The organism is Paenibacillus sp. S-38 (genome assembly GCF_049942825.1).
Taxonomy (GTDB): Bacteria; Bacillota; Bacilli; order Paenibacillales; family NBRC-103111; genus Paenibacillus_G.
The window spans coordinates 7,788,813-7,803,618 of the sequence record NZ_CP187970.1 but is presented as its reverse complement, the minus strand read 5'-3'; the positions used below and the strand labels follow the sequence as shown (position 1 = coordinate 7,803,618).

Sequence of the window (14,806 nt, the reverse complement as noted above, 5' to 3'; positions counted from 1 at the left end):
GGAGGCGCTTCTGACATGTCCATGTCCCCGCAAGCGCAGCTAACGGTCGTCGGCCTGGGAACCGGCGACGAGAATCAATTGACCCTCGGCGTATGGCGCAAGCTCGAGGCGGCCAGCGGCCGCGGTGACGCGATCTTCCTGCGCACCAAAGAGCATCCGATGGTGTCCATGCTCGACCACCATAACATCCGGTACGAAACCTTCGACCGGGTATATGAGGAGCATCAGGGGTTCGAGGGCGTCTACGAGCAGATCGCCTCCGAGCTGATCGAGCGGGCGCTTACGGCCAGCGGCGAAGTGCTGTATGCGGTGCCCGGCCACCCGATGGTGGCGGAGAAGACGGTGCAGCTGCTCCGCGAGCGCTGTTCCGCCGAGGGGGTTATGCTGGGCCTGATGGGCGGCGAGAGCTTCCTCGACCAGGCCTTCCTGCGCCTGGGCTTCGACCCGATCGAAGGCTTCCAGCTGCTCGACGCCACATCGCTCCGCGGCAGCACCCTGAACCCGCAGCTGCACACGCTTGTCGGACAAGTATACGATGAGTTTACGGCCTCCGATGTGAAGCTCACCTTGATGGAGCTCTACCCGGACGATTATCCGGTGACCGTCGGTCACTCGCTGGGCGTGGCCGGGGAAGAGCGGGTATACGAGGTGCCTCTCTACGAGCTGGACCGGGTGGAGGGCTATGGGAATCTGTCACTGGTGTGGGTTCCCCGGACGGACCGGGAGGATGTGCGGAGCCGGACGTTCGCCCGCCTTCAAGAGATCGTGGAGATTCTGCGCAGTCCGGAAGGCTGCCCATGGGACCGCGAGCAGACGCATCAGTCGATCCGCAAGAACCTGATCGAAGAAGCGTACGAAGTCATCGAGACGATCGACGAAGACGATCCCGAGCATATGTGCGAGGAGCTCGGCGACCTGCTGCTGCAGATCATGCTGCACTCCCAGATGGAGGCAGAGACAGGGGCCTTCACCGTCTTCGATGTCATCCGGGAGCTGAACGAGAAGCTGGTCCGTCGTCATCCGCACGTCTTCGGAACCGTTGGGGCGGAGGATGCGGACGAAGCCTTGGTGAACTGGGAAGCGGTGAAGGCGGAAGAGAAGCGCAGCAAGGGCATTGATCCGGGGGCTCAGCCGCTGCTTGCTGGTGTTCCGCGCGACCTGCCGGGCCTCATGAAGGCGTTACAGCTGCAGAAGAAGGCGGCCAAAGTAGGCTTTGACTGGAATACCCTGGAAGAAGTGATGCCGATCGTCGAGTCCGAGCTGGATGAAGTGAAGGAAGCGATCGAGAAATTCGGCCCTGCGGAGCAGAAAGAAGAGCTCGGCGACCTGCTGTTCGCGATCGTCAACCTGGCCCGCTTCCTCAAGGTAGAGCCGGAAGAGGCAATGGCGGCCGCCAACCGCAAATTTTTTGAGCGTTTCGGGTATATTGAATCCCAACTGCGTTTAAAGGGCGTATCCTTTGACCAAACTGATTTGCAAGAGATGGAAAACCTGTGGCAGGAAGCAAAAAAAGTTCTGAAAAGAGAAGGCCTATAGCAGGATTTTCCTGATAAACAAAGAATACTTTAGCTTAGCTTCACTTTTACGAGGAGGAAATTTACCAATGAACAAAACAGACTTGATCAATAACATCGCAGAGAAAAGCGGCCTGACCAAAAAGGACGTGGAATCCGTACTGAACAGCTTCCTTGGTGAAATCTCTGAAGCTTTGTCGCGCGACGACAAAGTCCAGTTAATCGGCTTCGGCACTTTCGAAACCCGCACGCGCTCCGGCCGCACAGGCCGCAACCCGCAAACGGGCGAAGAGATCTCCATTCCGGAATCCAAAGTTCCTGCATTCAAAGCAGGCAACAAGCTTAAAGAAGCGGTGAAGTAAATTATGCGCCTGGACAAGTTCCTTAAGCTCTCCCGTCTCATCAAACGGCGTACGGTAGCCAAGGACGTGTCCGAGCAGGGACGGGTATGGGTGAACGGCCGCGAGGCCAAACCGAGTTCCACGGTCAAGGTGGGGGACGAGCTCAAGATTCAGTTCGGCCAGAAGCTGGTGACCGTGCGCGTGGAGCTGCTGAGCGAATCGACCCGCAAGGAAGATGCCGCGAAGATGTACACGCTGCTCGGCGAAGAACCGATCAAACGGGAATCGGACAGCATTCTGTAACCGATTCCTCCATAAAAAGAAGCAGAGAGACGTCGTTCTCCTGCTTCTTTTTTTATTGTCTGCCCTTGTCCTTCCTTCGGAGTCCGGGAGTTCTAAACCCCGGACGACCCCCATACTTTATAGTAAACAAGCTTGGTATGGTTGGTTTTTCGAACGAGCCCTTGTGTCGGAGTTCAGTGTTATGGCCGGAGAGTTCACGCGCCGCCTTTGAACCCGGGTTCCCCCTACCTTATCTAATCAAAGGAGCCCGGGTTCAACAGCGGCCGCAGGCCATGGGCACTGTAACGCAGACCGCACGCAGCATCGTTCGAACGCTCAACCCATCGCCAAGCGCCAAAGAGGAGGAGTCGGCCCATGGTCGAACAGCCGGGAAAAGTGAAGCGCCAAGAGATCCGGATGCTGAACCGCAAGCTGCTGGAGGTGTCCGGCGTGATGAACGTCGAGAGCTTCGACAGCGAGGAGTTTCTGCTGGAGACCGAATGCGGTTTCCTGATGATCAAGGGGCAGAACCTGCACATCAAGAACCTGAGCCTCGAGCAGGGGCTTGTCGCGATTGAAGGATACGTGAATGAGCTGGCCTATGTCGATACAAACTCCCAAGGAAAGTCCAAGGGATTCCTGGGCAAGCTGTTCAAGTGACGCTGAGCGTACAGTTTTTAACGATGGGCATGATGTATGCGGGAGGTCTCGCGCTGGGAGGGCTGTATGACCTCTACCGGGTGCTTTCGGGCCAGCTGAAGGTACCCTCATGGCTGCGGGCGGCGCTCGATCTCCTCTACTGGTTCGTCGGGACACTCGTCGTATTTACACTGCTCTACAGGAGCAATTGGGGCGAGGTCAGGCCCTTTATTTTTCTTGGGCTGGCCATCGGCATTCTTTTTTATTTTCTGGTGTTTAGCCGGCCGGTCATCCGGGTAATCGTATTTACAATCCGTGCTGTCGTCACGGCCGCACGCATCGGCAGGAGGATGATCGACCTTTTCATTATCAGGCCCGCCATCGGACTTTACAGGCTGGTGCTGATCATTTTGGGATTTTTACTGGCGACCGCTATATTCATGTACAAAATTGTGTTACAATTGCTCTATCCTGCATGGAGACTGCTGTTGTGGCTGTTTCGGCCGCTCGGCAGGTGGATGCGGTTGCATCTCGTTCCCGCAGGGATGAAGACAATCGGTCAAAAGCTGAAGGCGCTGTTCCGGAAGCTGTTTTGATCGTACTGGGAGGATTTAGACGTAGATGCAGGCAAACTCACAAGGAGCTAAGGACACGCAGCCGCAGAACAAGGGCACATTTCGCCGGCGCCGACTCGTCATGCTGATGCTGGCCTGCTTTATGAGTTGGGCCGGTGTCACGCTGTGGAATCAAATCGGTAAAATCAGCGAACGCAAAGATAAAGTCGCCGCCTTGGAACAGAAAGAGGCCGAGGTGACGCAGATCAACGAAGAGACTCAGCGCGAGATCGCCAGGTTGAACGATCCCGAGTACGTATCGCAAAAAATCCGTAAAGACTTGCACTACATCAAGAAGGGGGAAAGATTGTTCTTCACCCCCGTCGCGCCTAAGCAGTAACTGGGCCGGGTGAGGGCGAATCCTTCGGTTGACCGTGTGTTCGCCGTACGTTATAATCGGCATAGTTTCGATGATTCGCTTTTTTAACTATTTAAGGGAGGATCAGTTTACTTTATGGCAATTGAAGTGGGCAGCAAGCTGCAAGGAAAAGTGACAGGCATTACTCACTTTGGGGCGTTCGTTGAGCTACCCGAGGGAGGCACCGGCCTTGTACACATCTCGGAGATTGCGGACAACTACGTCAAGGACGTCAACGATCATCTGAAGCTAAGCGATATCGTCACCGTGAAAGTGATTAATGTCGACAAAGACGGCAAAATCGGACTTTCCATCAAGCAAGCGGTGGATCGGCCGGCAGATGCTGCTCCTCCAACAAGGCCCGCTCGTTTCGACAGACCTCCTGGCGGCGGCGACCGCGGCGGATTTGGTGGTCGTGGTGGCGGCGGCGGCTTCGGCGGCCGTGGAGATCGCGGAGGCCGTGGCGGCAAACCGCCCGCTGGCAAGCCATCCTTTGAAGATAAAATGGCGCGCTTCCTGAAAGACAGTGAAGACCGCATCTCTTCCCTCAAGAAAAACACCGAGGGCAAGCGGGGCGGACGCGGCGCGCGTCGTGACTAATAAATAAAAAGTACCGCAGGAGCCTTCGGAGGCATCTGCGGTTTTTTGATGAAAATCGGAATGGGACGTGACTGCATGAACTTGGATCGATCGGATTCAACGTGGCCATCTATAGAGAGAGCCGGAGCTGCTTGTATCCTGGGCCCAGGACGAGATAGGAGATACCAAGGTTTGTCTTTACATAAACGGGATAACTTTGCTTGACAAGCCCTTGCCTCATGAGATATACTCATTTTTGTTGTGGCGGCATAGCTCAGCTGGCTAGAGCGTACGGTTCATACCCGTAAGGTCGGGGGTTCGATCCCCTCTGCCGCTATAGTGGGGCAATACAGAAGAAATCCGGTTCCTGAATTCTCGGGAACCGGATTTTTTGTTTTTGGGCGCGAAAGGCAGGTCAGACGGAAAAGGGGGTTCCAAAACATTCCATAAGACACTTCTTTTGTCGGAAGGGTGAAAACGCGGCGGGGAATCGACACCTTGTAACGCATTCCCGCCTTTTCTTTCGGGGAACAGGACGCGAACGAGTTGTGACGGACATCGGCACCCCGAATTGTGTTAGCGCTTACATTAAAGATGAATGCTGCCTTGACCCTTAATTCGCGGGAAGCTTCTTTTTGTCGGAAAAAACTTTCGCATCGCTCCTTCATTATGACAAACTTTCTTCTTGCGTGATTATATACTGGGCTCATTAATAGCATATGGGTGGTGTTCAGGAATTATGCAGAAACGGCAAATGTTCAGCGGTCTGAATCACGTATGGTCGGGATGGACGCACCGGGCAAAGCAAGGAGCCCTTGGCGCGATAGCCCAGAACCGTCTTGTGCAATCGCTTGTAGCGAGACGCTGGTCGATCTTGCTCCTGATGATGGCATTCCTGCTAGGCAGGGCCATGATCCTGGATCAGCTGGCACCGTTTGCCGTCGCGTACTTCGCGGTGATGTATTTTTTGCGAAGGGAGCTGTTATTCTGGACAGGCGTATTCGTAGCCGCAGGGAGCCTGTTTTCGGCCGATCCGATGCACACTGGCTACATCGTAGCGGAGATGATCGTCTTCGTACTGATCCAGAAGGGCGTGGAACGATTCGAACGCTCGGACATCTCGTACGCGCCGCTGATTGTCTTCACCTCCACTTTTTTCGTGCAGCTGTTCTCCCATCTGGCAGCGGTGCAGCTCAGCTGGTATACACTGACGATGAGCGGAGTGGGGGCGCTGCTCAGCCTTATCCTGACGCACATTTTTCTCCAGGCGATACCGGTGTTTACCCTATCGCGCAAAAATTACAATCTCAAACACGAGGAAGTTATATGTCTCATTATTCTGCTGGCATCTGTCATGACGGGGACCGTGGGTTGGCTGATCGGTCCGGTTACGCTCGAGCATGTGCTCTCCCGCTACTTGATCCTGCTGTTTGCGCTTGTCGGGGGAGCCCCCCTTGGCGCTTCGGTCGGGGTGATTTCGGGCCTCATTCTCAGTCTTGCCAATGCAAGCGCAATCTATCAGATGAGTCTCTTGGCCTTCGCCGGCATGCTCGCCGGGCTGCTGCGTGAAGGCAGCCGGATGGCCGTGGCGCTTGGCATGCTGCTCGGATCCTCGATCCTGTCGGTTTATCTCGGCAATCAGGCCGAGGTGCTGAATTCGACGTGGGAGTCCGTGGCCGCCGTAGCCCTGTTCCTGATGACACCGAGGAGCGTTACGCAGATGCTCGCCAAGTATGTGCCGGGCACCCAGGAGAATCTCAAGTCACAGCAGGATTATGCCCGCCGGGTGCGGGATGTGACGGCGAACCGGGTGGAGCAGTTCTCCGAGGTGTTCAAGCAGCTCTCCCGCAGCTTCAAGCAGATTACGGCGGACTCTGCGCCGCTTCGGCGGGAGGAGGAGGTCGGCCACTTCATGAATTCCGTCGCGGAGAAGTCGTGCGGAAGTTGTTGGAAGCGCAAGCAATGTTGGGACGATAAGTTCTACCAGACCTACAAATATATGACCGACATGATGACCGAGGTGGAACTGCGGGAAGACATGAGCCGCAAGGATATCCAGCCGGAGTGGAAAAAGCACTGCGTGAAGCCCGATCAAGTGCTTGAAGTGATGAAGCAGCAGTATGCCTTGTATAAGCACGATCAGCATTGGAAGAAACAAATTCTCGACTCCCGCCAGCTGGTTGCCGAGCAGCTCTCCGGCGTATCGCAGGTCATGGAGGACCTGGCGAAGGAGATCAAGCGGGAAGGGCAGGAGCTCTTCATGCAGGAAGAGCAGATCCGGAGCGCCCTCGAGGAACTGGGCTTGTCCATCCACAGCATCGATGTCATCTCCTTGGACGAAGGGAACGTGGAGATTGAGATCGTTCATCAATATACAAAGGGCTTCGACGAGTGCCGCAAAATCATCGCCCCGCTCCTCTCCGAGATTGTCGGCGAACACATCGCGGTGAAATCCGAGGAGTCGCTGGAGCGCAAGGAAGGCTACAGCACGGTGGTTTTCGCTTCGGCGAAGGAATACGAGGTGGAAACGGGAATCGCAGGCGCAGCCAAGGGGGGCGACTTGCTGTCGGGAGACAGCTTCAGCACCATTGAGCTTGGCAACGGCAAGTTTGCCGTAGCGCTCAGCGACGGCATGGGCAACGGCGAGAGGGCTCGCGCGGAGAGCAGTACGGCGCTGTCCATCCTGCAGCAGCTGCTGCAGTCGGGGATGGACGAGAAGCTGGCGATCAAGTCGGTCAACTCCGTGCTCATGCTCCGCTCGTCGGATGAAGTCTATGCCACAGTGGATGTGGCGCTGATCGATCAGTACACCGCACAGACGACGTTCCTCAAGATCGGCTCGACGCCGAGCTTCATTAAAAGAGGCAGCGAGGTGTTCCCTGTGACGGCGAACAACCTGCCGGTCGGCATACTCGCCGACATCGACGTCGATCTCGTCAGCGTGCAGCTCGAACACGGGGATACGCTCATCATGATGACCGACGGCATCTATGACGCCCCGGGCCATGCCGTGAACAAGGAAATGTGGATGAAGCGGATGATCACGGAGATTGAGGCGGGGTCGCCTCAGGATTTTGCCGACATCCTGCTGGAGCGGGTCGTACGTTACCATCATGGTGAGATCTATGACGATATGACGGTGGTTGTAGCACGGGTTGACAAATTTCAGCCGGAATGGGCTACCTTCTCGTGGCCGGGAATGGAGCGCATCGAACGGCCTAGGACGGTGAGCTGATGATGACAATGGTAAAGGAGATGGGAACCATGGTAGTCGCAAAAGCTGTAAAGGTCGTGCTGGACGTGAAGGTCACCGAGGATCTGGACGTGACGGAGGTCATGAAGATCGTCAAAGTCCTGGAAGCGCTGAATATTGTAAAATCGGTGGAAGCGGTGGAAGTGGAGGAAACGGGCCGGCCGGGCGTGTCCATGCAGACTGCCCAGCTCGTGCAAGCCGAAGCGATGGGCGGGCAAGCGGAGGCAGCCGCAGCGGCGGTCGGCGCACCGGAGAACATAGCGGAGCTGACGGAAGGAACCGTGCGTAAGGAAAGGAAGCGGAAGAAGAGCAGGAAAGCGAGGAAGGACGAACGCCTGGCGGCTGTTATGGAGCGGGGGAAGGAAGCGGGCGTCATCCCGCAGGCAGCGGCTCTTCAAGAAGAGCAGCCTGTTCGGCCGGCGGAAGAGAAGCAGACCGGGAAGGCAGCACGGGATCAGGAGGCCATCCTGACAGTCCAATCCGCCGAGTCTAAGAAGAAGCGGGCTCTCCCGGCAGAGCAGCCTGCGAATCTTGTTCGACAGGAGGCGATCCAGACGGTGAAGCCGATTCAGAATGCCAAGAGGAGTCATGCCGTCCAAGCTAAGGATCCCCGGGGGGCCCTGCCGGTCAGCACCCTCCTGAGCGTGAAAATCATCCAGGATCTGCAGAGCCTTAAGGGGAGGGAGCGGACGGAGGGGCTTCTCGGCATCCAGGCTCAGGATCGTCCGCGAACCCATCAGCTAAGTCTTGCAGCTAAGGGCATCCAGGAACTCTTGGACGGCCGGAGGATGCCGGAGGCACGGGCACAGATGCTTGGTCCTGTAATGGATACCGCCAAGAGTAGGCGGGGGACCGCGGCCGCCCAGGAACGGGAAGGAACGAGCAAGAGAATCCGGGAATTCCTTGCTGGAGCGAAGGGGATGGAGGCGTTGAGGGCACCGCCGCAGGCGGCGGCCGTTCCGCTCTTCTAGAATTACCCTGCCGAAGATCGTTGATGGAAGGAGGAGCATACATCCGGTGATCCGGTCCCCGAAGAGAGAAGGCGAGGGGTAAGGGGCTCGTGGATACCGGTGAGCAGGGTGCCCGGCACACCCTTGGCGCCTGATCGGCACAGGTGCTGTACATACGCAGGGAGCAGGTACCGTCTTCGCTGGCGCATGCGAGGGCGGTATTTTGTGCTGTCCGGCTCATTCCTCGTTTAGAATTCTCCCAGCTGGCAAAGCTGGAGCTAGAGAGTTTACAAGGGGGTAGACAGCATGAAACAAATCATCCTCGTTACCGACGGATGTTCGAATGTGGGGATGTCGCCGGTGGTGGCCGCGGCCAGAGCGAAGGCGGAAGACATTATCGTCCACGTGATCGGCATCGTCGATTCGGGCGATATCGGTATGCTTGGCGCGGAAGAGATCAGGGAGACAGCGGAGGCGGGGGGCGGCATGAGCCGGATCGTGCAATCTTCCCAGCTGGCCCAGACCGTGCAGATGATCACGCGCAAATCCGTGGTTTCGACGATTCAGCAGGTCGTAGGACAGGAGCTGCGCGGTATTCTGGGTCATTCGCAGCTGGACCGGCTCCCCCCGCATCAGCGTTCGGAGGTAGTGCGGGTGATTGACGATCTGACGGAGACGGCCAGCCTGCAGATTGCGCTGCTGATCGATGCAAGCTCTTCGATGAAGCCGAAGCTCCAGGCGGTCAAAGATGCGATCCAGGATCTGCAGCTCAGCCTGCAGTCCAGGCAGGGAGCCAGCCTGCTGTCCGTGTTTCACTTCCCCGGGGGACTTGCAGCTGAAGAGCGGGCGGCCCATTGTGATATCGAATGGACGAGCGATCTTGCAAATTTGAAGGGGTTGTTCTATAAATTAAACATGAGGGGAACGACCCCGACGGGTCCGGCTCTCATGGAGGTCATAGACTATATGGCCGAATCCGGAGGGGAAACCGCGGCCGGAGGCTCCCGGAGGACGGAAGGGGCGCTTCTGCCGGACCGGACGGGAACGGCACGCAAAGAAGGGATCTGGAGTGACTATGTCGTCTGAATTGTCCCTGCCCGAAGGCACGGCCATCCAGGGCAAATGGAATCGCGGACAGTACCGGATCGAGCGGCTGCTCGGGGTGGGGAGCAACGGCAAGGTGTACCTTGTCCGCCAGGGCCGCAAGCGCTACGCGCTAAAGCTTGGCTTCGATGCGATTGACCATCAATCCGAGGTGAATGCCCTGAAGGCCTTGTCGCGTTCGTCCGCCGCCTTTGGGAGCCTGCTGCACGATGTCGATGATTTGGCTTATGGGGAAGCGAGCTATCCGTTTGCCGTACTCCGGTATATCGAAGGCAAGCCGCTGACGGATTTTATCCGTGACCGCGGTGCGGATTGGCTCTATGTCACGGGCCTTCATCTGCTGCGAAGCTTAACGGAGCTGCATGCCTGCGGCTTCGTTTTCGGCGATCTCAAGGCGGAGAATGTCATCGTCTCCTCCTACGGGGAGGTCGGGCTCATCGATTACGGCGGCGTCACGGCGGTGGGCCGGTCGGTGAAGCAGTTCACGGAGCAGTATGACCGCGGCTATTGGAACGCGGGCTCCCGCACCGCGGACGAGGCTTACGACCTGTTCTCCTTCGCGGTGCTGATGATTGCTTCCGCGCTGCCCGAGGCGAGATTCCGTCTGCTGGCCGGAGGGCTGCCGCAGAACCGCAGTGCGGAGGATCTGCTCGCTGCGATCCGGGGGAACACCGCCCTTGAACCGGTGTCGGGTGTACTGCGGGGTGCCCTGTCCGGCCGGTATGCGTCGTCCCGGCAGATGCTGGCCGACTGGAGGGCGCGCAGCAGGAGACCGCCCCGGCGCTCGGCCGAAGCGCTGCAATTCGGCTGGATTCCGTGGACGTTCGCCGTGTCCCTGATTTTGTTCGCCGCGACCGTTTACTTGGTCTTCCAGTAGTGTAATATACAGTAACGCCGGCAGGGCTGCCAGGCAGCTGATGGAGAGGATGCAATAAGCATGAGATCAGGGGCAGGTTGGCCCGCCCGGGTTGAGAAGTGGATCAACAATGAAGCGCTGCTTGCACCGGGGGACGGCGTAGTCGTGGCGGTATCGGGAGGACCCGATTCCGTAACGCTGCTCCATCTCCTCTTTGGGTTGTCCGCACGCTATGAATGGAGGCTGATCGTCGCGCACGTGAACCACGGATTCCGGAAAGCGGAGTCCGAGCAGGAAGCGGAGCTGGTGGCCCGGCATGCCGCACGGCTGGGGCTTGCGCTGCATACGGTCCGCCTTGATATGCCGGCTGTTCTGGCTGCAGACGGGGAGAACGCCCAGGCTGCGGCCAGGGAAAGAAGGTACGCGTTTCTCGCGGATGTCGCGAGGCGTACGGGGGCCAGGCGCATCGCCACCGCCCATCATGCCGACGATCAGGCCGAGACGGTGCTGATGAGAATTCTGCGGGGGACGGGCTTATCCGGGCTTGCCGGCATTCCGCTTCGAAGAACGCTGGCGGAAGGCGTGGAACTGATCAGGCCCCTTCTGCGTATATACAAATCAGAGATCGAATCCTACTGTGAAGCCGAGGGCCTGGAATACTGCACCGACAGCAGCAATCTGCAGGCCAAGTACACCCGCAATCAAGTCAGACTGGAGCTGATGCCCTACCTCAAGCAGTACAATGACAAGCTTCCTGAGGCGCTGGGCCGGCTCGCGGAGACGGCGGCTGCGGAGGACCGTTTTCTCGAGGAGCAGACGGAGCTCTTATTCGAGGGGAACATCGAGTGCCGGAACGGGGGTTATGTCTGGTCAGCCCGGTGGTTTGCGGGGGTACACATTGCTTTACAAAGGCGACTCATTAAACTAATATTAAGTTATCTTGCAGCGGATCGGAATTCCATGGATTTCCTTCACATTGAGAGTGTTCGCTTGGCCATACTGTCGGAAGAGCCTGTCAACTTCCGCCGTGAGGTCGTACAGGACATTATGCTTGCCAGGGAATATGATCGAATCGCGGTACATACTATGGTGTTACCCCCTCGCGCTTATGTCCATGAGCTGGGAGAGGGGCTGCAGTCCTTTACGATTCCCGAGACGGGGGTGCGGATCGAGCTGCAGCTGTTGGAGGGCGAGGACCCGGCAGCGGGAGAAGCCGCGACTTACACCGCCATTTTCGATGCGGAAGAACTCTTCCTTCCATTAATAGTGCGCAGCAGGCTTCCGGGCGACCGGATGCGGCCGCTCGGACTAAACGGAACGAAAAAGGTAAAAGATATGTTCATCGACGCGAAGGTGCCGCCGTCCTTACGGGAGAGAATTCCACTGATTACGGATGCAAGAGGAAACATCATCTGGGTACCCGGAGTGAGAACGTCCGCCTTGGGCGCTGTCACAGGGAGTACCCGAAGCCGGCTGCGTCTGCGGCTGGTTGTGCCAAATTAACCCAACTAAGTAGGAGGATCTCTCTTGCAAAACGACGTACTAGAAGTGCTTTACTCCGAGCAGCAGATTCAGGACAAGGTCAAAGAGATGGGCGAGCTCATCACTCGCGATTTCGAAGGGAAGAACCCGCTTGTCATTTGTGTCTTGAAGGGCGCGTTCATCTTCATGGCCGACCTGGTGAAGCGGATCGACCTGCCGCTCGAGACGGATTTCATGGCCGTATCCTCGTATGGGGCATCGACCAAGTCCTCCGGGGTCGTCAAGATCATCAAGGACCTCGACATCTCCGTGGAAGGGCGCCATGTGCTTATCGTTGAAGATATCATTGACAGCGGTTTGACGCTCAGCTATCTCATCGATGTGCTGGAACGACGCAATGCGCTGTCCACCACCATCGCCGCCTTGTTTGACAAGCCGACGGGACGCAAGGTCGATCTCGACGCCGATTATAAAGGCTTTGTCATTCCCGACGCCTTTGTCGTAGGCTATGGTCTCGATTACGACGAGAAGTACCGCAACCTGCCTTTCGTAGGCATTTTGAAGCCCGAAGTGTACTCCCACTAACGCGAGCTTGGACAATTTGAGAACCCGAGACTTGCTGTGGTACAATATACAAAGCCGTTTGTTGAGAGGAGGTAGGGGATGAATCGCATCATTCGCAATACTGGTTTTTATCTGCTTATTTTCTTGGTCACCGTCGGAATCGTACACTTCATCAGCACACAGAATGAACAAAAAGACACGATCAGCTATGGTAAGCTCCGGCAGGCCTTGATAGAAAAGAATGTAGACCAGATTATCGTGAAGTATGACGCTCAAACGTATTTGGTTCGGGGGAAATATAAAACTCCGCCTTCAGCGGACAAGTTGAATTTCGAATCGCGGGCGCCGTATGAAGAAGAAATATTCCGTTTGATCGAGAACAGCGAGATCAACCCGGAGAACGTTTACATCGAGAAAATGGAAGGGGACAATGTTTGGATCAGCTTCCTTACCTCCATTATCCCGTTCGTGATCATCTTCATCCTTTTCTTCTTCCTGTTGAATCAGGCTCAAGGTGGCGGCGGCAAGGTGATGAACTTTGGCAAGAGCCGTGCCCGTCTGTATAACGAAGAGAAGAAAAGGGTTACCTTCGAAGACGTTGCAGGGGCTGATGAGGAAAAGCAGGAGCTGGTTGAGGTTGTCGAATTCCTGAAAGACCCGCGTAAATTCGCTGCGGTCGGCGCCCGGATCCCCAAAGGCGTACTGCTGAACGGACCTCCGGGAACAGGGAAGACGCTCTTGGCCCGCGCTGTAGCAGGCGAAGCTGGCGTGCCTTTCTTCTCCATCAGTGGTTCGGATTTCGTCGAGATGTTCGTCGGTGTCGGCGCCTCCCGTGTCCGTGATTTGTTTGAGAATGCGAAGAAGAACGCCCCTTGTATTATATTCATAGATGAGATCGATGCGGTCGGCCGTCAGCGCGGCGCCGGTCTCGGCGGCGGGCATGACGAGCGCGAACAGACGCTCAACCAATTGCTCGTCGAGATGGACGGCTTCGGTGCCAACGAGGGCATTATCATCGTGGCCGCAACGAACCGTCCGGATATTCTGGACCCTGCGCTCCTCCGTCCGGGACGCTTTGACCGTCAGATTACGGTCGACCGTCCGGATGTCAAAGGACGCGAAGCGGTACTGAAGGTTCATGCACGCAACAAGCCGCTGAACAAGGACGTGAAGCTCGACCAGCTGGCAAGATATACGACCGGTTTCACGGGAGCGGATCTCGAGAACCTGCTCAACGAAGCAGCGCTGATCGCCGCCCGCCGCAACCGCAAGGATATCTCCATGGAAGAGATCGACGAAGCGTTCGACCGCGTGATTGTCGGTACGCAGAAGAAATCCCGCATCATCTCCGAGAGAGAGAAGCGGATGGTGGCCTTCCATGAAGCGGGCCATACGATTGTAGGCGTGCACGTTGAGAACGCCGAGATGGTGCACAAGGTCACGATCATTCCGCGCGGCCGTGCCGGCGGGTATGTCATGATGCTTCCGAAGGAAGGCGAAGACCGGATGATGCAGACAAAGTCGGAGCTGCTCGACAAGGTCACCGGCCTCCTGGCCGGACGCGTGTCCGAGGAGCTGTTCATCGGCGAGATCGGGACGGGCGCCTACAGTGACTTCCAGCGGGCTACAGGCATTATCCGCCGGATGATCACGGAGTTCGGGATGAGCGAGAAGCTCGGACCGATGCAGTTCGGTACGACGCAGGGACAGGTCTTCCTGGGCCGGGATATCGGGCATGAGCAGAACTACAGTGACGCGATTGCTTACGAGATCGACCAAGAGATGCAGTCCATGATCCGTGCGTGCTACGACCGAGCCAAAGAGATTCTCTCCAAATACAGCGATCAGGTGAAGCTGATCGCCGAGACGCTCATCGAGAAGGAAACGCTCGAGAAGGAGCAGATCCAGGAGCTGATCGATACCGGGAAGCTGGGCCCCGTGGGCGGCGAGCTGGGCGTGAAGTCGGATGACCTGAAGATCAATATCCAGGGTCAGCCAGACAACGCCGGCAAGTCGGAGCTGGATCAGCTGTATGACAAGGAAGAGAAGAAAGAAGAATAGCAGGATGGGAAGACCGGTGCCTTCAGGGCGGCCGGTCTTCTTCTTTTGTAATCAGCTAGCTCCTCCCTGAGGGGCACGGAAGGTATTGCTTCGGATGCGGGACAGGTGCAGAGGAGAGCCTAACGGGTAGAACGAAAAGGGCTGTGACCGAGCAACTTTCCAGGAACATGGGCAAGAGGGACGCCTGCCTCTTAAAGGGGAGGGAATCC

At 57.1% G+C, this 14,806-nt stretch carries 14 protein-coding genes and 1 tRNA gene; all 15 read left to right on the top strand.

Annotated features, from left to right (window positions below):
* Positions 1-15 precede the first annotated feature (15 nt).
* The 15 genes from mazG to ftsH all read left to right on the top strand — a co-directional run bounded on the left by mazG (position 16) and on the right by ftsH (position 14,597).
* Entirely contained in the window at positions 16-1,536 is a 1,521-nt protein-coding gene (gene mazG / locus ACP26L_RS34140) for a nucleoside triphosphate pyrophosphohydrolase (RefSeq protein WP_426450005.1), read from the top strand.
* Between the two features lie 67 nt (positions 1,537-1,603).
* Positions 1,604-1,876 (top strand): HU family DNA-binding protein, encoded by a 273-nt coding sequence (locus tag ACP26L_RS34135; RefSeq protein ID WP_426450003.1) that lies wholly within the window; start codon positions 1,604-1,606, stop codon positions 1,874-1,876.
* 3 nt (positions 1,877-1,879) lie between these two features.
* Positions 1,880-2,158 carry an RNA-binding S4 domain-containing protein gene (locus ACP26L_RS34130; RefSeq protein ID WP_269869815.1) on the top strand — a complete coding sequence of 93 codons (279 nt, stop codon included), beginning with the start codon at positions 1,880-1,882 and terminating at the stop codon, positions 2,156-2,158.
* A gap of 354 nt (positions 2,159-2,512) precedes the next feature.
* Positions 2,513-2,797 (top strand): sporulation protein YabP, encoded by a 285-nt coding sequence (yabP, locus tag ACP26L_RS34125; protein ID WP_013921225.1) that lies wholly within the window; start codon positions 2,513-2,515, stop codon positions 2,795-2,797.
* Entirely contained in the window at positions 2,794-3,372 is a 579-nt protein-coding gene (gene yabQ / locus ACP26L_RS34120; RefSeq protein ID WP_426450001.1) for a spore cortex biosynthesis protein YabQ, read from the top strand. Before yabP ends, yabQ begins: the two co-directional genes overlap by 4 nt.
* Before the next feature lie 25 nt (positions 3,373-3,397).
* Entirely contained in the window at positions 3,398-3,730 is a 333-nt protein-coding gene (locus tag ACP26L_RS34115) for an FtsB family cell division protein (RefSeq protein ID WP_426450000.1), read from the top strand.
* A 114-nt stretch (positions 3,731-3,844) separates the two neighbouring features.
* Positions 3,845-4,348: a S1 domain-containing RNA-binding protein gene (locus tag ACP26L_RS34110; RefSeq protein WP_013921222.1), complete on the top strand. Its 504-nt coding sequence runs from the start codon at positions 3,845-3,847 to the stop codon at positions 4,346-4,348.
* Between the two features lie 242 nt (positions 4,349-4,590).
* Positions 4,591-4,664, top strand: a tRNA-Met gene (locus ACP26L_RS34105).
* Between the two features lie 402 nt (positions 4,665-5,066).
* Positions 5,067-7,562, top strand: a complete 2,496-nt coding sequence (spoIIE, locus tag ACP26L_RS34100; RefSeq protein WP_426449998.1) for a stage II sporulation protein E — start codon at positions 5,067-5,069, stop codon at positions 7,560-7,562.
* 29 nt (positions 7,563-7,591) lie between these two features.
* Entirely contained in the window at positions 7,592-8,551 is a 960-nt protein-coding gene (locus ACP26L_RS34095) for a hypothetical protein (protein ID WP_426449997.1), read from the top strand.
* Positions 8,552-8,836: 285 nt separating this feature from the next.
* Positions 8,837-9,616: a hypothetical protein gene (locus ACP26L_RS34090; RefSeq protein WP_426449995.1), complete on the top strand. Its 780-nt coding sequence runs from the start codon at positions 8,837-8,839 to the stop codon at positions 9,614-9,616.
* The gene (locus tag ACP26L_RS34085) at positions 9,606-10,511 is read left to right on the top strand and encodes a protein kinase domain-containing protein (RefSeq protein ID WP_426455207.1); all 906 of its coding nucleotides are present in this window, start codon (positions 9,606-9,608) and stop codon (positions 10,509-10,511) included. The genes ACP26L_RS34090 and ACP26L_RS34085 overlap by 11 nt, the downstream gene beginning before the upstream one ends.
* Before the next feature lie 60 nt (positions 10,512-10,571).
* Complete coding sequence (gene tilS / locus ACP26L_RS34080; protein ID WP_426449994.1) at positions 10,572-11,993, top strand: tRNA lysidine(34) synthetase TilS; 1,422 nt, start codon at positions 10,572-10,574, stop codon at positions 11,991-11,993.
* A gap of 24 nt (positions 11,994-12,017) precedes the next feature.
* Positions 12,018-12,557: a hypoxanthine phosphoribosyltransferase gene (gene hpt / locus ACP26L_RS34075; RefSeq protein ID WP_426449992.1), complete on the top strand. Its 540-nt coding sequence runs from the start codon at positions 12,018-12,020 to the stop codon at positions 12,555-12,557.
* A 78-nt stretch (positions 12,558-12,635) separates the two neighbouring features.
* Positions 12,636-14,597 (top strand): ATP-dependent zinc metalloprotease FtsH, encoded by a 1,962-nt coding sequence (gene ftsH / locus ACP26L_RS34070; RefSeq protein ID WP_426449991.1) that lies wholly within the window; start codon positions 12,636-12,638, stop codon positions 14,595-14,597.
* Positions 14,598-14,806: the final 209 nt, after the last annotated feature.

What these genes read in the sequence shown, in the direction of transcription:
- mazG (WP_426450005.1), top strand. Translation starts at nt 16, where the DNA reads ATGTCCATGTCCCCGCAAGCGCAGCTAACGGTCGTCGGCCTGGGAACC.
- ACP26L_RS34135 (WP_426450003.1), top strand. Translation starts at nt 1,604, where the DNA reads ATGAACAAAACAGACTTGATCAATAACATCGCAGAGAAAAGCGGCCTG.
- ACP26L_RS34130 (WP_269869815.1), top strand. Translation starts at nt 1,880, where the DNA reads ATGCGCCTGGACAAGTTCCTTAAGCTCTCCCGTCTCATCAAACGGCGT.
- yabP (WP_013921225.1), top strand. Translation starts at nt 2,513, where the DNA reads ATGGTCGAACAGCCGGGAAAAGTGAAGCGCCAAGAGATCCGGATGCTG.
- ACP26L_RS34115 (WP_426450000.1), top strand. Translation starts at nt 3,398, where the DNA reads ATGCAGGCAAACTCACAAGGAGCTAAGGACACGCAGCCGCAGAACAAG.
- ACP26L_RS34110 (WP_013921222.1), top strand. Translation starts at nt 3,845, where the DNA reads ATGGCAATTGAAGTGGGCAGCAAGCTGCAAGGAAAAGTGACAGGCATT.
- spoIIE (WP_426449998.1), top strand. Translation starts at nt 5,067, where the DNA reads ATGCAGAAACGGCAAATGTTCAGCGGTCTGAATCACGTATGGTCGGGA.
- ACP26L_RS34095 (WP_426449997.1), top strand. Translation starts at nt 7,592, where the DNA reads ATGGTAGTCGCAAAAGCTGTAAAGGTCGTGCTGGACGTGAAGGTCACC.
- ACP26L_RS34090 (WP_426449995.1), top strand. Translation starts at nt 8,837, where the DNA reads ATGAAACAAATCATCCTCGTTACCGACGGATGTTCGAATGTGGGGATG.
- ACP26L_RS34085 (WP_426455207.1), top strand. Translation starts at nt 9,606, where the DNA reads ATGTCGTCTGAATTGTCCCTGCCCGAAGGCACGGCCATCCAGGGCAAA.
- tilS (WP_426449994.1), top strand. Translation starts at nt 10,572, where the DNA reads ATGAGATCAGGGGCAGGTTGGCCCGCCCGGGTTGAGAAGTGGATCAAC.
- ftsH (WP_426449991.1), top strand. Translation starts at nt 12,636, where the DNA reads ATGAATCGCATCATTCGCAATACTGGTTTTTATCTGCTTATTTTCTTG.